Genomic DNA, 21,049 nt, shown 5'->3' with positions numbered 1-21,049 from the left:
TACACCCTATCAGGTCACTTGAAGGTGTCCGGCAAGGTTTTCTTTATATGCCGGTCGAACAATGCCATGCTCCGTAATAATGGCTGTAATTAACGCGTTGTCTGTTACGTCAAAAGCTGGGTTGTATGTCTTTACAGCCGGTGGCGCCATCGGCTGTTCATACCAAGAATCGGTTATTTCTATACCTGAACGCTCTTCAATTTCAATGTCCGCTCCTGTTCGACAGCTCCAATCAATGGTGGATGTGGGTGCACAGACGTAAAAGGGGATGCCGTAATGGTTGGCGAGTATCGCTAATCCTGACGTGCCGATTTTATTTGCTGTGTCCCCATTAGCAGCGACTCTGTCACAGCCGACAAGTACAGCATTAATTTTGCCTTGCTGCATAACAATTGACGCCATATTATCACAAATTAATGTCACATCAATGTTCGCTTGCTGAAGTTCCCAAGCGGTAAGCCGTGCTCCTTGAAGGAGTGGCCGTGTTTCATCAGCATACACACGAAAGGAATAGTTTTGTTCATTCCCAAGAAAAAGTGGTGCAAGGGCAGTTCCATATTTTGCTGTTGCAATGCCACCTGCATTACAGTGGGTTAAGATCCCATCTTCTTTTTTTAGTAGTGTAAGGGTATGCCTGCCAATGGCTTCGCAAACTTGTGCATCTTCTGTACGAATGGCTTCCGCTTCTGCACGAACCGCTTGTAGTACGTCTTCTACTCTTCCCCACGACTGCTGAACAATCTTCTCCAACCGTTCTAGCGCCCATGCCAAGTTTACCGCAGTCGGACGAGATGAAAGAAGGTATGCTTTTACATTAGCAAACGTCTGCCGAAGCTCAGCCACTGTATCGTAAGGATGCCGGACAAGTTCCACGTAGGCACCATAAGCCGCGGCAATCCCAATGGCTGGTGCTCCTCTCACTTGCAAGGCAACAATGGCTTGCCAAACATCTTCTTGTGTTGTTAATGTTCGATACACGATTTCACCTGGCAGAAGCGTTTGATCAAGGATGACGAGTGTATCTTCACTCGTTAGCTTCACTGATTCAATGGCTGACATAGCTTCCGACTCCTCTAATCGCTTCGACAATCCCATGGCCTGTTTGATAATCGCTACGATTCAAAATAAACGTCTTTCCTAGAGTTAAGCATGCGATTTCAGCTTCACTACGGGCTTGACTGTCATCAATACTTGTTATGTCAACGACTTTTGCAATGCCAATGATTCGGCGACATAGTTCCAAACCAACAACCGCTACCGCATCTTCTAAAACACTTTGTAAGTAATGTTCTAGAAACCCTTCATAGTGAGCCACTCTTTCTGTTGTTTTCTCCTGAAACGCCGTAATAAACTTCTTTTTAAATTGATCAACTAATGTTTCAATTGTGTCTAAAAGATAGTGTTGAAATGCTTCTTCTCCTTCACTTGTGTAGACACTGTTCGTATACGCAAAAATAAAGTTTGCGATAATGTTGCCAATGTCATAGCCAGCTGGTCCATAAAAAGCAAATTCAGGGTCAATGACTTTTGTTTCTGATGATGTAACAAAAATGGAGCCTGTGTGTAAATCACCATGGAGTAACGCTTGCGCATTCGTCAGGAACTGGAATTTAAGCTTCGCTGTTTCCAGAGCTAATTGTCGATCTCCCCAAATTTCTTTTTCAACAAAAGACTTTGTTCCTTGAAAAACATCGTTTCGGGGATGTGGAAAAAATGGTTCCGTGTAAACAAGATCTTCTGTAATTTCGCATAATTCTGGATTTGTATAAGATTTCACTAGCTCTTTTTTCGCTTTGTGATCAAGAACAAGATCAGACGTCGAAACAAGGGTTTCCACAAGAAACGTTGAGAGGTGTTCAGCAAGCTGAGGGAATTGTTGCCTGTTTAATAAAGCGGTTCGTAAAATTGTATAATCCGATAAATCCTCCATAACAACACAGTTCTTGTCCCGATCATAGTGGTATACTTTCGGAACAAAGCCAGGAGCAAGCTCTCCTTGCAACCGAAGAATATCCGTCTCAATTCGATTGCGATCTGGAGAGACAACGAATTCATCCGAAAGACGCGAAACGGGTCCTGCCTGCTTAACAATTAATGACTGCTTACTCTCTTCATCATGCACACGAAACACATAATTTAAGTTACCATCTCCAATTTCCTTGCAGACAAGGCGAGCATCCTTATTAAAAAAACCAAACGCTTCTTTTACATACGTAACCACTTCTGTTTCTGTCATAATGGCTGCCGGCCATTCTTGTTTCGTCATCTTTTTTCCTCCTCATTCGTTTGCTTGTATCAACTCTCCTTGCACCTAACGCCATCATTTCATATAAAAAGCCTCTTTCATGTACAAGAAAGAGGCGGTAGCATACTTGATCCGTCTCTTATCTCTCAGGTGATAACCTGTTGGATGTAGCACCGTGCCTTGAACCTTCTAAGAGGTTTCCATAAAATAATATACGGAAGGTCGGTTGCTGGGCGTCAAAGGGCCAAATCCCTCAGCCAACTCTCGATAAGAGCAATATTTTATTGTGTTGGGAGTAATCATAAAATGCAGCTCCGTTATTTGTCAATACTCTTTTTTCAAAAAAATCCAAACGGTTTACAAAAGAACCGTCTGTTGGAATCTTAATAAAGAAGAAAAAAAGATTGACGTGCCACAAGAACCCTGTCATAATCTATTCCAACGATTCATAATTGAATGAAAGATACAACTCTTATAAAGAGCAGGTGGAGGGACGAGCCCGTTGAAGCCCGGCAACCTGTTTCAGTCCCTAGACTGATTCAAGGTGCTAATTCTCTCGCGCATTGTGCGTGGCAGATAAGAGGACACGACTTTTGTTGTATACACGCGACACGTCCTCTTCCTCATACGAAGGGGACGTTTTTATTTGTAAGCATAACGAAAGGGGCTACTTCGATGAGCGATGTGACAGCGACTTACCTTGTTCCAAGTGGTGGAGATTTACATAAAAAAGCAGAAAACATTGCTCTTGGACTAACGGTTGGTTCATGGACGAACTTGCCAACACTTGAAAAGCAACAACTTCACAAGCATAAAGGTGTAGTTGTAGATGTTCAAGACGACGGTAAAAGTGGAATTCTTACAGTGCGCTACCCCTCAGCCAATTTTAGCCATGACATTCCCGCTATATTAACAACCGTTTTTGGGAAACTGTCACTAGATGGCACAATTAAGCTCATTGATCTCTCGTTTAGCGAAGATGTTGCTCGCCAATTCCCCGGACCATCCTTTGGAATAGAAGGTATTCGTGAGCTAATTGGTGTTTATGACCGTCCGCTCGTCATGAGTATTTTTAAAGGAATGATCGGCAAGGGGCTTGATGAATTTGAACAACAGCTTTATGCGCAAGCCTGTGGTGGCGTTGACCTTGTTAAAGATGATGAAATTTTGTTTGATAACCCTCTTACACCGTTTGAAGAGCGTGTTAAACGAGGAAAACGTATACTCGACCAAGTTGAACAGGAAACCGGCAAGCGGGTATTATACGCTGTTAATCTAAGTGGCCGTACCTATGAGTTACGAGAAAAAGCACGTCAAGCTAAGCAGCTCGGTGCATCAGCACTCTTGCTTAATGTGTTCGCGTATGGACTAGATGTGCTGCAAGCCCTCGCAGAAGACCCTGACATTCAACTACCGATTATGGCTCATCCAGCAGTATCTGGAGCGTTAACGGCTTCAGATCAGTACGGCATTTCTAACAAAGTATTACTAGGTACACTGTTACGGGCGGCAGGCGCTGACCTTGTCCTATTTCCATCCCCATACGGAAATGTTGCCTTAAAGAAAAACGAGACAATCGCCATTGCATCTGCATTAACTGAATCAGCTGTTTATCGCCCTTCTTTTCCTGTTCCATCCGCAGGAATTCATCCAGGGCTCGTTCCTCAATTGGTTGAAGATTTCGGAAAAGAATCTGTTATTAATGCTGGAGGCGGTGTTCACGGGCATCCTCAAGGAGCTGCCGCTGGTGCAACAGCTTTTCGCCAAGCCATTGATGCAGTGCTAACGAATTCCCAGTTAACGGATGCCGCCTATGAAAAAACTGAACTCGCGGCAGCTCTTGAACAGTGGGGAGGAAAAGGATGACGCAACGCCAACCTGTCCTATTCTGTGATTTTGATGGAACCATAACAACGAAAGACAACATCATGGCCATTATGGCTGCTTTTGCTCCACCTGAATGGGAAAAGATAAAAGATGACATACTTGCGCAAAAGCGTTCCATTCGCTCTGGTGTTGGCGACATGTTTCATTTAATTCCTTCTTCAAAAAAAGAAGAGATTCGTGCGTTCGTTCAACAAGCAACCATTCGTTCTGGATTTGCCGCCTTTGTCGATGAAACCAACCGTCAAAACATTCCCCTTCACATTGTCAGCGGCGGAATTGATTTTTTTGTAGAACCGATGTTGAGGGGGTATTCATTAAACGGGGAACTTTATTGCAATGGCAGCGATTTTAGTGGTGACACAATTCACATTACGTGGCCCCATGCCTGTGACCAACATTGCGGAAATGACTGCGGTTGCTGCAAACCATCTATTTTACGTCAGTACCCAGAAGATTCCTATTATCGAATTGTTATTGGGGATTCCATAACCGATCTTGAAGCAGCAAAAATCGCCGACCATGTTTTTGTATGTGGGGACTATCTGGAAGACAAATGCAAAGCTCTTCATCTCCCTTATACGCGCTTTGAACAGTTCCATACCGTTGTAGATGCCTTACAAACGTTAGGAGTGACGCGATGACTACTGGACAACTTTCTCTTACACAAAAATGGGATGAATTAGCAGCCATTAAAGATGAGCTTGCTGAACGGGATTGGTTTCCTGGTACAAGTGGAAATTTATCCATCAAAGTATCCACTGATCCCCTCACTTTTCTTGTGACAGCTAGTGGCAAAGACAAACGTAAGCGAACATCTGAAGACTTTCTTCTTGTTGGAAGAGATAGCCAGCCAGTTGAAACAACTTTACTAAAACCATCAGCTGAAACGGTGCTTCACCAACGCATTTATGAGCAAACAGATGCAGGGTGCTCCCTTCACATCCACACAGTTGATAACAACCTTATTTCCGATCTTTACGGGGACAAAGGTGAAATTGTTTTTCGAAACCAAGAGCTTATTAAAGCCTTTCAAATTTGGGAGGAAGACGGTGCATTAACCGTTCCAATTGTTGAAAATTACGCCGATCTTACTAAGCTTGCAGATGCCGTTGCCAATCGAATTCACCCTGGCATTTATGGGGTGTTAATTCGTAACCATGGCATTACTGCGTGGGGACGAAATGGGTTTGAAGCTAAAAAACATTTAGAAGCCTTTGAATTTTTATTTTCATATCAACTAAAAAAAGAGCTGTTGGCACGTTAACTACGTCGCCTAGTATCTACTTTGAGGAGGAATGGACAATGGCAACAATCGTTATTCGAGACACAGAGGAAATCATTAAAGGACAAGAAGCAGTACAAGCTTTTTTAGACAGTCAAGACGTACTATATGAACAGTGGGACCCGACAAAATTACCGAGTAGCCTACAAGGAAACTGCCAAATCAGTAATGAGGACAAAGAACAGATTTTAACTACGTATGATGCCGATATTCGGTCCCTTGCTGAACGCCGCGGCTACAAAAATTGGGACGTTATCGCATTAAACGAACATACACCTGATTTAGATGCGCTCCTGAAAAAGTTTGAACAGGTTCATACCCATACCGAAGACGAAGTTCGTGCTATTACCGCAGGCTCAGGAAGCTTTGTGATAAAAGGGGCTGACGTTGGGTACTTCGATGTCCAGCTAGAGCCAGGTGATGTGATTAGCGTTCCCGTAGATACACCTCACTTCTTCACTCTTTCTGACGAACGTCAAGTTGTTGCAGTGCGCCTTTTCATTGATTCCGAAGGTTGGGTTGCGCACAAGTATGATGATCCTGCCTTTAAGAACTCTAAAGAAGTATAATCGATTTATTCAGGCTTATGGCACCTTTGTCCTAAGCCCTATTTTTTGGAGGGGAAATGATGACCCAATTTGAACAATCAGCACTTTTGCAAGGCCTTCCCGATCAATTTTTTGCCCGTTTAACAGCGACTGTAAGAAAACACCTAGCACAAGGTCACGACATCATTAATTTAGGTCAGGGCAATCCTGATTTACCGACACCAGACTTTATTGTTGAAACGCTTCAGCAAGCGGCAAGCGAGCCACAATTTCAGCAATATTCTCCTTTTAGTGGTCATCTTTTTTTAAAAGAAGCTGTTGCCACATTTTATAAACGTGAATACAACGTCACCATCGATCCAGAAACGGAAGTCGCCGTTCTTTTCGGTGCCAAAACAGGACTTGTAGAAATTAGTCAATGCTTGCTAAATCCAGGCGACGTAGCGCTTCTACCAGATCCAGGCTATCCTGATTACACGTCCGGTATTGCATTGGCACAAGCTCAAGCGTCACTCTTTCCGTTGCTTGCGGAAAATGACTTTTTACCAGACTACAGGTCCATCTCAAAAGAAACAGCCGAACGAGCTAAGCTCTTGTTTTTAAATTATCCAAATAACCCAACTGCTGGCGTCGCCACACACGATTTCTTCGAAGAAACGGTCCGGTTTGCATCAGCGAATAACATTTGTGTTGTTCACGATCTTGCATACGGTGCGATTGGTTATGATGGTGTGAAACCGCCGAGCTTTTTACAAGCAGCTGGCGCAAAAGAAACCGGCGTCGAGATGTACACTCTCTCAAAAACATATAATATGGCTGGCTGGCGTGTTGGTTTCGCGGTTGGAAATGCGTCGGTTATAAAGTCTATTAATTTACTACAAGATCACCTGTACGTCAGCCTGTTCGGTGCCATTCAACAAGCTGCAGCAACCGCACTCTTATCCGATCAAAACGAAGTAAAAGAACTAGTTGCCCGTTATGAAAAACGACGAAATGTCTTTGTTAACGGATTAAAACGCATCGGTTTAGAAGTGGAAGCACCAAAAGGCTCCTTCTTTGTGTGGATGCCTGTTCCACAAGGGTTCACATCCGAATCGTTCGCTGACTATTTACTAAAAGAAGCACATCTCGTTGTAGCACCTGGAAATGGATTCGGTCAATATGGCGAAGGCTACGTTCGAATTGGCTTACTTGCAGAGGAAGATCGATTAGAAGAAGCGATTCAGAGAATGGCGAAGCTACGTTTTGCGTCTATTACATCATAATGAAGACATAAGAGACAGGAAGAGTTCTTCTTCCGTCTCTTATTATTATTGCTAGGATTTCCCCTTAGCATTCTCTCTCTATCGTTTTGACAATCTACGGATCGAAACATTATACTAGTTTTTTGGAATATATTTTGAAAAAGGAGTCTTATTTTATGGAGGCAAACAAAGAGACAGATAACAACAAGCAGTACACAACGCGCAACTTAGTCGGGCTATTCTTAGGTCCTCTATTCTTTGCCTTAGTTTATTTCCTCATTCCTGAAAGCGTTTTATCCCATGAACCAAAAATCGTATTAGGGGTAACCCTCCTCGTTGCAACATACTGGGTAACAGAGCCGATCCATATGGCAGTAACGTCTCTACTCCCTCTTGTTTTATTTCCTGCATTTAACGGAGTCGAGATCGGTTCAATTGCACCAGCATACGGCAGCTCCGTAATTTTCATGTACGGTGGTGGTTTTGTCATCGCCCTTGCCATTCAAAAATGGAATCTACATAGACGCATCGCGTTAAATATTATTAAGATGATCGGAACGAAAAGCAACCGAATCATTCTCGGTATCTTAATCGCAACCGCTGCCATTTCCATGTTCGTATCAAATGCTGCTACCGCATTGATGATGCTTCCCGTTGCAATCGCTTTAATTAACGAAGTGAAAGATAAAAACATCCTTAAAGGTCAGAATTTCGACTATTTCTCAAAAGGCATACTACTGGCAGTCGCCTATGCAGCTACAATTGGTGGACTTGCAACCCTTGTTGCAGCAGTCCCGAATGCCCTACTTGCAGGGATTGCATCCTCTCAGCTTGATCGCACTGTAACATTTGCTGAATGGTTATTATTCGCGAGTCCAGTAGCCATCATCTTACTAATTGTTGTTTACTTTTATTTAACAAAAATACAATTCAAAGTAGATTCAAATGATGAAGACACAGAAAGTACAATGGCCTTTATTAAAGAAGAAATAACGAAACTAGGAAACTTTACATCCGATGAGAAAAAAGTGGCTGTTGTATTCGGCATTACAGTCTTACTATGGACATTGTCTCCATTTGTTTCCGCCCTTGGGTTTATTCCTGGTCAAGTCGGTGAGTTTTTCGACAATCTCAATGATGCCACCATTTCCGTATTTGGTGCTGTCTTACTATTCTTTCTTCCTAGTTCGAGAAAAGGTGAGCGGGTGCTCGAATGGACAGATATGAAAGACCTCCCATGGGGAATTCTCATTCTATTTGGCGGAGGGATGTCCATCGCAGCCGCTTTTGGAGAATCTGGGCTGAATGAATCGATTGGAGATTTACTACAAATGCTTCAAGGGATGGAATACATTTTTGTCCTATTGCTTTTAGTCGTATTTGTACTCGGGATTACTGAAATTCTCTCGAATACAGCCGTTTCAAATTTAATTCTACCACTTACTGTCGGACTCGGTATTGCCTTAGGTGTTGATCCTCTACCTCTTATGGCTGCAGCTGCACTAGCTGCTGGTTCCTGTTATATGCTCCCAGTGGCCACACCTCCGAATACAGCTGTATTTAGCGCAGGCTATCTCGCTGTCGGTGACATGGCGAAAGCTGGTGTATGGCTCAACATCGTCTCTATTATCGTCATTACCGGAGCCGTGTACTTCTGGATGCCAATTGTGTTTGGATTGTAAACTTGAAAACCCCTACTTTACAAGTGGGGGTTTTTGTCTAGACATTTACAAGTACAGACATAGCGAGAGGGATACATAGTCCGATTTTCTAGGATGATATGGTCATCATTCTAATTCGTGCACTCTATAATCCACGCACTCATATAGAGTGCGATTGGTTTAAAATTAATGGTCAATTCGTTCAACAGATTTCAATCCACGCACTCTTATAGAGTGCGATGAGCACGGTTAAATTATTTGAGGAGGATGTATAAATATTTCAATCCACGCACTCACATAGAGTGCGATCACAATTCCTTCTGCTTTTTCGTCATTCGAAGGATTTCAATCCACGCACTCATATAGAGTGCGATGGCGAGGCGTCTAAACAAGCGCACCTGTCGTACCCATTTCAATCCACGCACTCACATAGAGTGCGATTTTCTTGTGCTCTTTCAACGGTAATATTTTGTAAATTTCAATCCACGCACTCACATAGAGTGCGATTTCATGTGTTAGGTATTAAGACAAAAGAAGAAATATTTCAATCCACGCACTCATATAGAGTGCGATTACATTGTGAAGTACAAGTTAGCGTTAGACCTGTATTTCAATCCACGCACTCATATAGAGTGCGATGAGATGAGCAAGACAGATACATGGTTTCTCTTTTGATTTCAATCCACGCACTCATATAGAGTGCGATGATATGAGCCAATGAGTAGCAGACATTTAGCAATATTTCAATCCACGCACTCATATAGAGTGCGATTAACCCTAAAATTAGGATCATCTTTTTCCTTTTATTTCAATCCACGCACTCATATAGAGTGCGATAAAAGTAGAAAGCCTTTTTCTTTCACCATCAAAATTTCAATCCACGCACTCATATAGAGTGCGACGGAGATACACCGCGATTCATTTCATAGTGCAAACTATTTCAATCCACGCACTCATATAGAGTGCGACACAGTAGAGGAGAGATCAAATGAACGACTTGATATTTCAATCCACGCACTCATATAGAGTGCGACTATTGCCACTGTTTTTCATTATTAGTGGAATAATATTTCAATCCACGCACTCATATAGAGTGCGACAATAGGAGAGTGTCACAATGGCAAATTTAAAACATTTCAATCCACGCACTCATATAGAGTGCGACAGCGAGAAAAAGGCTTAAAACTACCTTTTCCTATTAAACAGTACCACAAATTGATTAAGAAAAAGAACCCACGCTCCATATCCGTTACATATTCTCACACATTCATCCGAAAAAGTGGTGCGGGTCTTCTAGGGATTTTATGTTCGCTTCGGGTTCGCACCTATTAAAAGAAGAGGGCGACTCACTACACATTCATTTTTTTTGACATTTGATTGGTGGAATACTGCTTTTGAAAGCCAAATAATAAATCCGAGATAACAGTGATAAATTTTATTAAATTTAATAAAAGGGATTCAGGATAAGGAGAGCGAATTGGTGCTCTCCTTTTAGTATTAGCCGTCAAAAATAAGAGAATTAACAGCCTCTTCCTTTTTTACATAGTGTATCAATTGCAATTGGCAAAGTACTTCCGCTGACCCTTCCTTAAAACAATTTCTCCGTTGTCAAGACTGATATTCTGACGTAGGCCTCGCTTATGACCATGTATTGGCTATTAGGATTGTATCTCTTTGAGATAATACGCTCATTATCGAGATGGATTTCAAGTGGGTTTTTCATTCTTATTTCTTCCACTGGCGTACAGGTTTGTAACCAGCTTCGTGGAGGAAGGAATAAACTGTCTTCTCATCAAGACCATTTATTTGAATTCCTTTTTCCATGGCTGTTATAAACATTTTTGCTGTGTATTCCAATGTTTGTAGCGCCGTTCTTGCTTCTTTAATATTGACATCACAAACGATGACGCCATGATTTTCTAGAAGAAATACATTTCCTTCCTTCGCCTTGCTTTTCACCGCTTGAGCCAGCTCTTTACTGCCTGGATGGTAATAAGGAATACGCACGACTTTCTCCAGATAATACATTGCTTCAACAAAGTAGTTAGACGGCAGATCAAGACTTGTATTCGCAATCAACGTACTGTAAAAAGGGGAGGAGTGAAGCACCGCTCCAATCTCCTTGCGCTCTTCATAAATGCCTTCATGCATCAAGAATTCCTTCGACGGTTTCTTCCCAACAAGGTGTTCGCCCTTCTCACAATAAGAAAAGTCCTCTATCTCTAGTTCACCTAAATACGTGCCTGTTGCTGAAATAAAATACCCTTGTTCACAGCGAGCGCTAATATTACCTGCGGTTCCCCAAGCAAGATCTTTATCCATCATGTACTTACCTGTTTTTTGTAAGTCTTGTAAGATGATTTCTTTGGTCATTAGGACCCCTCCTTTATTTTACCCATTCTACAAATGTGGTCGTAATTGTTGGGATAAATGCGATAATCACAAGGACAATTAATATTGCAATATAAAATGGAATTAAGCTATACGTTAATTTATCTAATCGCAACTTACCAATTTTCGAGACGACAAACAGGTTCAGACCCATTGGTGGCGTCACCATACCAATTGCAAGCGTAACGATCATCACAATCCCGAAGTGAACTGGATCAATACCTAGTTGAGATGCTACCGGTACAAGAATTGGTGCCAGAATAATAATCGATGCGTTTGTTTCCATGAACATCCCAATAAGTAGTAACAAGAGAATGACAATACCTAAGAAGACCCAAGGATTTTCTGAAATAGATGTAATGAAGCTTGCGACTTGTTGTGGCACATTTTCAATCGTGAGTACCCAACTAAACAAACCAGCCGTCGCAAGAATTAACATAATCGTTGCTGTTGTAATTGATGCTTGAGAAAGAATTGTTTTCAGCTTCGTAAAATTAATCGCTCGGTAAACAAAGACACCAACAATGAAGGCATAGGCAACCGCTACACCGGCAGCTTCTGTAGCTGTAAATATACCAGAATAAATACCACCTAAAATAATGATAGGCATAATAAGAGCTGGAATCGCTTTAACAAAGGCTTCGCCAATTTCTTTACCACTTTTCTTTTCTTCTTTCGGGTAGTTACGTTTTTTCGCAATAATAACCACCGTCACAATTAAAGCAATACCAATTAATATTCCCGGCACCATACCAGCGATAAATAAATCTCCGATTGAAGCCCCAACTGCTGTTCCGTATAAAATTAACGGAATACTCGGTGGCATAATAATACCAAGAGTTCCAGAAACCGCTTGTACTCCTCCAGCAAATTCTTTTTCATATCCTCTATTAATCATCGCTGGAATTAAAATCGCTCCTAATGCTGCTGTTGCTGCAACACTTGAACCTGAAATGGCTGCGAAAAACATCGTTGTCACAACCGTAACGATCGCTAATCCACCGACTAAATGACCCGTTAAAGAGTTGGCTAAATTAATTAAACGTTGTGAGATTCCACCGTATTCCATAATAACTCCAGCTAAGATGAATAATGGGATTGCCAACAATGGAAAGGAATCAAGTGATACAAACGCTCGTTGCGCTAATGTTAATAAGGTAATATCTCCTGCGAGAAGCATCGCCAGACTTGTCGATAAACCTAAAGCAATCGCTACTGGGACACCAATAAAAAACAAAATAACTAAGGAAACAAGTAAAATAGTAATCATTCGTTCTCACCAACTATTCTATCAATACTGTCTTCTACTTTTTTCGGTTCAATCAGTAGGGCAATAATATTTAACAGCATTAGTAAAGAACCAAGCGGAACCGCTGCATACGCCCATGTCATTGAATACCCTAGGGTTGGTGTCGATTGTTCAACAACAATAACTGTTAATTGCGTGCCATAATATGCAAGTAACACACAGAAAAAGGCACTAATCCATAAAATGACTGTCTGTAATCTTGCTTTGTTCTTCACATTTTTCATGACATCTAACAGAAAGTCGATCGCAATATGCTGGTTATAGCGCATCGCTAATCCAGATCCTAAAAAGACAACATAAATCATTAAGTAACGGGCAATCTCCTCTGTCCATGCAAGCGGGACATTAATAACAAAACGAGTCGTTACTTGCAAGACAACTAGGATAGCCAAAACAGCTAGCATAATAGAAACGATATATTTAACGCCTGTATTTACTGAGTCAATAAATCGAATGTATGCATTCATAAGCTCTACTCCCTCATCCCTTGAATCGTGTCGTATAGCTCTCTTCCGTACTTGTCCGCTAAACGTTCGTTCACATCTTGAACCGCCTCACGAAATGGCTCTTGATCTACTTCAATTTGCTCGACACCTTCATCAAGCATCATTCGCAACGCATTTTCTTCTTGCGTGGCAACGATTTCATTTTGAAAAATACGTGCTTCTTCCGCAGCTTCCAGAACCGCTTGTTGCTCCGATTCGGTTAACTCTTCAAACGTTAAGTCACTCATAAGCAACTGTACATATCCGAATACATGGTCGGTCATCACCAGATAATCTTGTACTTCATGAATTCGAGCACTCGCTGTAAATTCAATCGGGTTTTCTTGCGCGTCAATTACGCCTGTCTGCAGAGAAGAATAAACTTCACCAAAGTTCATCGGTGTTGGACTTGCTCCCATTCCTTGCCAACCATCTACAGAAGCTTCAATATTGGGTACACGAATCTTCACTCCTCGTAAATCAGCTGGGCTCTCCACCAATCGATTCGTTGTTAATTGTCTTGCGCCACGCAGCCAGAATTCCAGCCCTCTCACACCAGTTGCTTCTAAAGTATCTTCCTGCAACCGCTTTCCATCTTCCCCATAGAGAAAACTTTCCAAATGATCCAAATTTTCGAATAAGTACGGAAGCTCAAGCACCGCATATGGGTCATAAAAATTGGACATTACCCCTGCTACTAAAGCAAAGTCAACCGAACCAATTTGCATTCCTTCTACTAGATCGCGATCAGCGCCAAGAGTAGAGCTTGGATAAACCTCTACCTTGACACTTCCGTCTGTTTTTTCATGAACTAAATGAGCAAATTCAACTGAAGCTTGATGCCAAGCATTCGATTCACTTTGAATATGACCTAGACGCAATAATTTTGGTTCATCTTCCGCACCTTCGCCAAAACTACAGCCAGCTAAAGCAATCATCATGGCTGAAACAGGTATCCATGTATGTTTTAATCTCATCTATTAGCCCTCCTGATTGAAAGTGACAATAACTTTCACTGATTCATCCTGCTTCTTGTCTACCATTTCAAAGCCACGATTAGCCTCTTCATAAGAAAGCGTATGGGAAATAACGGCATCTACTGGCAGTTCACCTTTTGCAATAATCTCTAACGCTTCTTCTGTATCCGGACGATTATAGGTCATGCAACCGACGATTTCTTTTTCATTCTGTTGCAACTGTTCTACGTCAAAGTCTTGCTGTCCATGAAACATGGCGACGGTCACGACACGTCCACCTTTTTTTAATAGATTCAAAGAATCATTGATAATTCCCGGGACGCCAGCCGTAATAAAGACTTTATCAAAAGAACGACCGGCTTTCGCTTCTTGAATCCAATCCGGGTTGTTTCTGATATTAAGCGTTGAAGTGGCTCCCATTTTCTTCGCATAATCTAAGGAATAATCGAGCACATCAGTGACGACGATGTCGGTTGCTCCTTTTGCTTTCGCAGCAATTAATGTCAGTAAGCCAATCGGACCTGCTCCAAGGATCGCTACACGATCACCAGGCTGAATATCTCCTTTACGTGCGGCATGCACACCTACAGCAAGCGGTTCAACAAGCACACCTTGATCATAACTAACATGATCCGGAAGTTGGATGACTTGTGACTCTGGAGATGTAAAATATTCTGCCATTGTTCCAAGCCAGTCGCCCATTCCTGGCGCCAAACGCTTATCCGATAGATTCGGCTGGCCTGTCATCACACCTTCTGTTTCACCCGTACCGATTTGTGGCTCCACCGTAACGCGGTCCCCGACTTGGACATGCTGTACATTACTACCAATTTCCACAACTTCTCCAGCTACTTCATGACCAATCACCACAGGTGGTTTGCGAAACGGATGTAACCCCTTATACGTATGAATATCTGAGCCACAAATTCCCGCAGCTGCTACTTTAATTAAGACCTCATCTGCTTTTAACGCTGGTACGTCAATTTCTTTTACATTAATTGATTCTGCTACTTCTACAAAAACCGCTTTCATGGATGTCCTCTCCCCTTAAACACTACAAATCATTGGAAATACATCATCTTTGATTCATAGAGGTGTTTTTTCATTAAGCTTGAGCAGTCTCCATCTTTATTCTTTAAAGCTTCTAAGATGTCTACATGTTCAGCATAGAATTTCTGTACTCGATTTGGGTCTTTCTTTAAGTGACGTAATGTAATTCGGCGAAGATGATCTTGATAGTTCAATAAAATCTTTGTAATTTCGCTATTTCCAGCAACCTCACTAATCGCTAAATGAAACTCATGATCGAGTGTCGCAAACGCTTTTACATCTTTGTTCATGGCAGCTAGTTTCGTTGCCTCTATATTTTCTTCTAACTCTTTGATTTGTTCTTCGGTGATGCGCTGGTAAATCTCTTGACAACTGTAAGTCTCCAGCGCAATTCGAAGATTATAAATATCATTAATTCGCTCAATCGAAATATCAATGACAATGATGCCTTGTTTGGAAGATACGGTGACAAACCCTTCTGATTCTAGGCGCACCAACGCATTTTTAATCGGAGTCTTACTCATCCCTAGCTCGTCTATTAGCGTTCGCTCGGACAAGAACTGCCCCGGCTCATAGTGCTCTTCTAAAATCTTACTTTTGATCTTTTCATACGCCACATCTTTCAATAACATGCTCTCTACCATTCCTTTAGTTTATTTAGCGCCGGATTGATAGACCTTCTCGAAGAAATGCTCGCCACCTAGCTGACCACTCTTTAAGGCAAGTTCCAGTCCATCATATTTCGCACTCTCAGAATATCCTAAACATAAAGGAGCCCCAGGTGCAACAGAATCTAGAACTTCTAAGCCATAAATATCAAGATTCGAGGTAACAAAGCCTGATGTATCTCCTCCTGAAATGATGACACGTCTTAGATTTGTATGATCAAGGATGTGTTTTGTCCATGCTCCTAATTTCTCACCAATGTAAATACCGATATTCTCTTTCTCTATTCCTGCCTGTGCTAAATGATCTCTCGTTTCTTGAATCGCAGGATCATCGGCACCTTTCGCAGTATAAATAACCACTTTCTTTTTTAATTTCAATTGTTCCATAATTTCTCTTAAGAAAGCTTCTGCTTTTTGCTCATCGGTAAACAAGTCGACAGAAATCTTAATTGAATGAAAGCCTGCCTCTTCCGCGGCGATGAGCTGAGTTTTCGTCACTTCAGATACACTTCCAGAAACAGCAAAGATTTGGTCTACTTGTGTTGACTTTTTCTCTCGCTCTTTTCTGTCTACTAGCCCTTCACGCTTCATCGCGTCACCAATCGCATATTCTACACCAGAAGACCCTAAGAGAAATTGTGTCTCTTCTTTTCTTTTAGCCCACAGAACTTCAGACACCTTTTCCATATGACTCGCTTGTAGCGCATCATAAACGACAATATCGCTCTCAGGTTCTTCCTCTATAATCGTAGCTGCTGATTGGCTATCTAGCGACTGTACCGTCACGTTACCGATCGTCTGTTTCGTTTGCTTTTGTAAATGAGTTGCCAAATTGGCTTCGTTCATTGGCGTTACAGGGTGCTTCGACATAACCGGATGCTGATCAAGACGATAAACATCCTCTTTGAATTTAGCAAAATGGCTACCAAACACTGTAAATCTGCCTAACTTCGGTGCAGCGACTAAAAGCGGGTAGCTTCCTGTCATAAAGTATTGTCTTGCAAGATCACTTGCAAAACCGATACTCCCAGTTTCGGGAGAAGAATCAAAAGTTGAACATACTTTGTAATGGACAAAATATGGATTCATTTCTTGTAAGAAGGAAAACACAGGCTCAAGCTCTGCTTTCATCCCTACTTTTCCTTTCGCACGCGCAGTACCAGCTACACCGATACAATCGACACCTTCAAATCTTGCTAGCATTTCTTTATCTGGAATTCTTAAAAATAATATAGTCTTTAAACCATACTGGTCAAGCGCTTCCATCGCATCCGTTGAACCAGTAAAATCATCACCATAAAACCCTAACGATAATCTACTCATTTCTCTTCACCACCAAGAATCTATCTTAGATCTATGTTATATCTATTACGGATCTTATCAACCGTTCACACTTTTGTCAACCGTTTTCATAAAAAAAGAAAAGGGTTTCATCGAGATGACTAACTTCTTCTTTCTCTTTCTCCTTAAACTCAGAGCGGCATTGAAAGGCTTGATCTGGTTTTTCTTATATTCTTTTCCTTTTAGGGGGACGGAATCGATTCGAGGATTGAAGATGTTGGTTTAAAACAAAGTTGAGTTGTTTGTAAAAAAGTCGCACCTTTTAAAAATTTAACCGTTTTGGAAGAGCTTTTATTATTTTTTCTTTTTAGCTAAATAAGTCTAGCCTCTTACATTAATCATTAAGTGTAAATGCTCTACATACTTAAATCGATGCACCCGGAACTCCTGAACCATGAGATCGAAAAAAGGAACGGCAGGCTTGTTAACCACTCTTCACCATTATCATTCACCACCGAGCTCTTTTTAGGCTGTTTTTAGTTAAATGTGTGTGAGTATTCTTTAAAACAATTGTCTTCCATGATTAGCAATAGAAAAGAAAAAAGGCTCCCGTACACGTTATGCGACGTGTGGCGGCAACCTTTTCAAAGTGAACGTTCTCTTCTAGTGCATGACGTAGCCTAATTCTTGTGACAGCTTGTTCGCTTCTTCAAGCAAATACTCCTGCCAACGTTTCATTTTCTCTTCAGTAAAACGCATACTTGGGCAAAGACAACTCTGACTCAATAACTGTAAAACATTTCAACAAGCGTACAGCTCGATGTACAGTTTGCAATTCTTTTACTGGTCCTTCCACTTCACACACTCCTATCCCTTATTCCTCTATCTTTACATTACATGAAGTCACCCTCTCTTTTCAAAATAATTTAGTAGGATGGGCGCATACATAAAAGCGTTTACTAGCGTGTAAGCTAGCAAACGCTTCTTATTATCCCAGTTTTTTCTGTCCTGTTGGTTTTTTAGCAAGATCTTTATTTTGTCCAGTTTTTAGAAGAAAACTACTACCTTCGTGCCCGACTACGTCGGTTACCTCCTTCGCCACAGTCATCAATTGATCCACATCAATGCCTGTTTTTATTCCCATCAAGTGGAGAGAATGGACTAAATCTTCAGTTGCAATATTCCCAGCGGCTTTTGGAAAATAAGGACAGCCACCGAGTCCTGCTGTCGAACTATCAAAGGAAGTAATACTGTTTTCAAGTCCTGCCACAACGTTCGCGAACGCCATGCCTCTTGTATTATGCAAGTGTAATGAAAATGAAAGGAGCGGGAAAGATCGCTTTAGTTTTTGTAAAAGCAGTGACACCTGTTTTGGATTGCCCATGCCAGCAGTATCTGCTAGCGAAATCTCGCGAATTCCCATGTCTTTATATTGTTGAATGAGCTTCATCAGTTCTTCTTCGTTCGCTTCGCCTTCATAGGGACACCCAAATGACACCGTTAATGCGCCGCCAACATACACATTTTTTTGGTTAGCAAGCTCTACAACAGGGAGCAGTTTCTCGACTGCTTCTTCACGGGTACAATTTGAATTCGCTAATGAATGGGAATCCGTTGCTGATAAAAGCAATTTTATTTGATTGATCCCAACACCGATTGCACGCTCAGCTCCTTTTAGATTTGGTACGAGCGCTCGAAATGAAACGTCTGTTAAGCTTTGAATGCCCTTTACAACCGCTTCTGCATCTTTCAGTTGAGGAATAGCCCGTGGGTGAACAAAAGAAGTCGCTTCGATATGACGAATACCACATGCTGCCAAAGCTTTGATGAGCTTAATTTTTGTCTCGGTTTCCACCCATGTTTCCATTTGGAATCCATCTCTCGGTAATACTTCCCATATCGTCACTTCTTCTGGATACCGTCTTTCCATTTACACGACCCCGCTTTCTTTCAGCTTAGTAATACGTTCTTTTGAATAACCCAATCGGTATAAAATGCTTTCGGTATGCTCACCTAAATCAGGTGCGCGATGCCGTATACGACCAGGAGTTTCAGAGAACTTCGGAACGATTCCAGGAACCTTAACCTTTCCTAAGCGAGGGTGGTCTACTTCAAGGATGTTTTCTCGTGCTTCATACTGTTCATTTTCAAAGATATCTTTAATATTCATTATTGGCGAAACCGGCACTCCGAATTGATCAAGCTTTTCCTGTAATTCATCACGATTGTTCGAAGAGATAAAATCACTTACAATTTCTTACAATTCTTTATCATGTTCCATTCGATCAGCATTTGTTCGATAGCGTTGATCTTCAAGTAACGCCTCTCGCTTCATTGCTTTTGCGAGACGTTCCCATGTTCGTTGTGTACTACAAACTAGCACGACCCAGTGGTGATCCTTTGTACGATACGTTCCTGCTGGACTGGAATGACCGTGCAGCATCGGCGCACGTTCGCGTACCTTCCCTAGTTGATCGTATTCCGCCACTAGAAAATCCATCATCCTGAACATGGCCTCATACAATCCTAATTCCACTACTTGTCCTTGACCTGTTTCAGCTGCATTGCGATTGTAAAGCGCACTCACTGCGCCAAGGGCTAAAAACACACCAGAAATATAGTCCATTAACGAGAATGCAGGGCTTACTGGATGTCGATCAGAGAACCCTTGTAAATACGTGTAACCTGAAAACGCCGTAGCAGGAGTACCAAAGCCAGCCTTTTCTGCATAAGGGCCTGTCTGTCCGTATCCAGATTGTCTCGCCATCACAAGCTTAGGATTAACTTGTTTCAATTCCTCATACCCGAGACCCCAACGCTCTAGCGTTTTCGGACGAAAATTCTCAATGAGAACATCAGCGTCTTTTAGTAGATCTTTAAAGATTTCCTGTCCTTCTTTTTGACGAATATCTAATGTCAATAACTGTTTGTTTCGAGACATTCCTGGCCAGCGCAATGGTTCCTCCTCCTTATAAGGACCGAGACCACGTAATGGGTCACCAGTCTGTGGAAGCTCCACCTTTATCACCTCTGCCCCCATATCCCCTAACAAACTTGCCGCAAAAGGGTCCGCTAACACAGTTGAAGCATCAACAATACGAATACCTGTTAGCGGTCCATTCGATAAACTCATCTGACCGCCTCCAATAGTTTCACTAATCAGTTCAAAAAACCATATAACGGAACTTTTTAATTGAGCGCATCATATCTTTCCAAATGAAACAACGGCAAAGACTAGTTAAATTTGGATTCACCGATTTATAAATCGATCATCCTATGATTTGCTTTATGAAAGGAATGATTTCTTTTTTCCTACGTCTAATTGTTCGTTTATTTATGAAATGATTGCTATAATAAAGGAGTTCAAAAGCTTCTACGGAGGGGATGTAATGACTTTACCTACAAATAAATTAGTTGAATATTGGTATAATCAGCAAGGCTTTTTTACTATGAAAGGTGAAAAGAATCAATACGACCTTCTAGCTATTCAGCATCAACAAGACGCTTCATGGCGCTATATTCATTGTGAGATTTGTATTCAACCTGATGAACACCCAAACTTTACAGATCACCATGAGAGCAATGATCACCGTCCTACGATTTCCAACCAAATTGAACACTGGATGAATCGAACGTATACTTCTTTTAAAAAACGAGCAGCACGAGAAAAACTTATCCCAAATGTCGAATGGGAATATGTTCTTGTCTATCGAGATGAAACGAAAATCCAACACTTAAAACAAGCAAAACCTAGTCATCTTACCTTTATCCCTATTCAAACGATTATTGCTGAATTGAAAGAAGACGAACAGCCTCTATAATAAAAAGGGGCTAAGTCTTTCTCTGCTTTATTCAAGACTCATGCACAGTTGGCACTATGTCTCCCCCTCTATTTCTTTTAGCATTTCTCTACTCCACCTTATCTCCCTATGAACAATATGAACGTAATTTTCTTTATCATCACAACCTCCGTTGTCTATGTTAATATGATAGGCTTATCAAAATATAAGATTATGTAAGC

17 protein-coding genes, 1 pseudogene, 1 CRISPR repeat array and 2 riboswitches are annotated in these 21,049 nt (G+C 41.6%); of the genes and pseudogenes, 7 read left to right on the top strand and 11 right to left on the bottom strand.

The genetic code is table 11. The features are described from left to right. Positions 1–9 precede the first annotated feature (9 nt). Positions 10–1,059 (bottom strand): S-methyl-5-thioribose-1-phosphate isomerase, encoded by a 1,050-nt coding sequence (gene mtnA, locus FPV17_RS03830; RefSeq protein ID WP_144558126.1) that lies wholly within the window; start codon positions 1,057–1,059, stop codon positions 10–12. Next, a complete protein-coding gene (gene mtnK, locus FPV17_RS03825) occupies positions 1,046–2,266 on the bottom strand; it encodes an S-methyl-5-thioribose kinase (protein ID WP_221620904.1) in 1,221 nt (406 codons plus the stop codon). Before mtnK ends, mtnA begins: the two co-directional genes overlap by 14 nt. A 115-nt stretch (positions 2,267–2,381) precedes the next feature. Beyond that, positions 2,382–2,519, bottom strand: a riboswitch (SAM riboswitch). 195 nt (positions 2,520–2,714) lie between these two features. Continuing rightward, positions 2,715–2,828: riboswitch (SAM riboswitch) on the top strand. Between the two features lie 92 nt (positions 2,829–2,920). Here mtnK and FPV17_RS03820 point away from each other — a divergent pair. The 6 genes from FPV17_RS03820 to FPV17_RS03795 all read left to right on the top strand — a co-directional run bounded on the left by FPV17_RS03820 (position 2,921) and on the right by FPV17_RS03795 (position 8,888). Continuing rightward, positions 2,921–4,111 carry a 2,3-diketo-5-methylthiopentyl-1-phosphate enolase gene (locus FPV17_RS03820; RefSeq protein WP_144558124.1) on the top strand — a complete coding sequence of 397 codons (1,191 nt, stop codon included), beginning with the start codon at positions 2,921–2,923 and terminating at the stop codon, positions 4,109–4,111. Continuing rightward, positions 4,108–4,773 carry a 2-hydroxy-3-keto-5-methylthiopentenyl-1-phosphate phosphatase gene (locus FPV17_RS03815; RefSeq protein ID WP_144558122.1) on the top strand — a complete coding sequence of 222 codons (666 nt, stop codon included), beginning with the start codon at positions 4,108–4,110 and terminating at the stop codon, positions 4,771–4,773. Before FPV17_RS03820 ends, FPV17_RS03815 begins: the two co-directional genes overlap by 4 nt. After that, positions 4,770–5,396, top strand: a complete 627-nt coding sequence (locus FPV17_RS03810; protein WP_038477031.1) for a methylthioribulose 1-phosphate dehydratase — start codon at positions 4,770–4,772, stop codon at positions 5,394–5,396. Before FPV17_RS03815 ends, FPV17_RS03810 begins: the two co-directional genes overlap by 4 nt. A 38-nt stretch (positions 5,397–5,434) precedes the next feature. Beyond that, on the top strand, positions 5,435–5,983 hold the full coding sequence (locus FPV17_RS03805) for an AraC family ligand binding domain-containing protein (protein ID WP_144558120.1): 549 nt from the start codon (positions 5,435–5,437) through the stop codon (positions 5,981–5,983). Between the two features lie 59 nt (positions 5,984–6,042). Continuing rightward, positions 6,043–7,227 carry a pyridoxal phosphate-dependent aminotransferase gene (locus FPV17_RS03800; RefSeq protein WP_144560408.1) on the top strand — a complete coding sequence of 395 codons (1,185 nt, stop codon included), beginning with the start codon at positions 6,043–6,045 and terminating at the stop codon, positions 7,225–7,227. A gap of 155 nt (positions 7,228–7,382) precedes the next feature. Further along, complete coding sequence (locus tag FPV17_RS03795) at positions 7,383–8,888, top strand: SLC13 family permease (RefSeq protein ID WP_124741398.1); 1,506 nt, start codon at positions 7,383–7,385, stop codon at positions 8,886–8,888. A gap of 123 nt (positions 8,889–9,011) precedes the next feature. After that, positions 9,012–10,032: direct repeats of the CRISPR family, unit length 32 nt; unit sequence ATTTCAATCCACGCACTCATATAGAGTGCGAT. 560 nt (positions 10,033–10,592) lie between these two features. Here FPV17_RS03795 and FPV17_RS03790 read toward each other — a convergent pair. From FPV17_RS03790 to FPV17_RS03750, 9 genes and pseudogenes are all read right to left on the bottom strand, one after another. Beyond that, positions 10,593–11,240, bottom strand: a complete 648-nt coding sequence (locus tag FPV17_RS03790) for a class II aldolase/adducin family protein (RefSeq protein ID WP_144558118.1) — start codon at positions 11,238–11,240, stop codon at positions 10,593–10,595. Between the two features lie 13 nt (positions 11,241–11,253). Then, on the bottom strand, positions 11,254–12,528 hold the full coding sequence (locus FPV17_RS03785; RefSeq protein WP_144558116.1) for a TRAP transporter large permease: 1,275 nt from the start codon (positions 12,526–12,528) through the stop codon (positions 11,254–11,256). Beyond that, the gene (locus FPV17_RS03780) at positions 12,525–13,034 is read right to left on the bottom strand and encodes a TRAP transporter small permease (RefSeq protein ID WP_144558114.1); all 510 of its coding nucleotides are present in this window, start codon (positions 13,032–13,034) and stop codon (positions 12,525–12,527) included. The genes FPV17_RS03785 and FPV17_RS03780 overlap by 4 nt, the downstream gene beginning before the upstream one ends. A 5-nt stretch (positions 13,035–13,039) precedes the next feature. Next, positions 13,040–14,029 (bottom strand): TRAP transporter substrate-binding protein, encoded by a 990-nt coding sequence (locus tag FPV17_RS03775; RefSeq protein ID WP_144558112.1) that lies wholly within the window; start codon positions 14,027–14,029, stop codon positions 13,040–13,042. 3 nt (positions 14,030–14,032) lie between these two features. Next, entirely contained in the window at positions 14,033–15,061 is a 1,029-nt protein-coding gene (locus FPV17_RS03770) for a zinc-dependent alcohol dehydrogenase (protein WP_144558110.1), read from the bottom strand. A 29-nt stretch (positions 15,062–15,090) separates the two neighbouring features. Further along, the gene (locus FPV17_RS03765; RefSeq protein WP_144558108.1) at positions 15,091–15,711 is read right to left on the bottom strand and encodes a GntR family transcriptional regulator; all 621 of its coding nucleotides are present in this window, start codon (positions 15,709–15,711) and stop codon (positions 15,091–15,093) included. Positions 15,712–15,732: 21 nt separating this feature from the next. Further along, positions 15,733–17,070: a four-carbon acid sugar kinase family protein gene (locus FPV17_RS03760; protein WP_144558106.1), complete on the bottom strand. Its 1,338-nt coding sequence runs from the start codon at positions 17,068–17,070 to the stop codon at positions 15,733–15,735. 946 nt (positions 17,071–18,016) lie between these two features. Beyond that, a complete protein-coding gene (locus FPV17_RS03755) occupies positions 18,017–18,958 on the bottom strand; it encodes a hydroxymethylglutaryl-CoA lyase (RefSeq protein ID WP_144558104.1) in 942 nt (313 codons plus the stop codon). Beyond that, a pseudogene (locus FPV17_RS03750) lies at positions 18,959–20,161 on the bottom strand (CaiB/BaiF CoA transferase family protein). A gap of 256 nt (positions 20,162–20,417) precedes the next feature. Between FPV17_RS03750 and FPV17_RS03745 the strand changes: the two are divergent. Then, complete coding sequence (locus FPV17_RS03745; protein WP_144558102.1) at positions 20,418–20,849, top strand: hypothetical protein; 432 nt, start codon at positions 20,418–20,420, stop codon at positions 20,847–20,849. Positions 20,850–21,049: the final 200 nt, after the last annotated feature.

This window comes from Shouchella miscanthi, assembly GCF_007725405.1.
Classification (GTDB): Bacteria; Bacillota; Bacilli; order Bacillales; family Bacillaceae_D; genus Shouchella; species Shouchella hunanensis.
The sequence above is the reverse complement of the archived record's forward strand: the minus strand, read 5'-3'. Positions and strand labels throughout refer to the sequence as shown.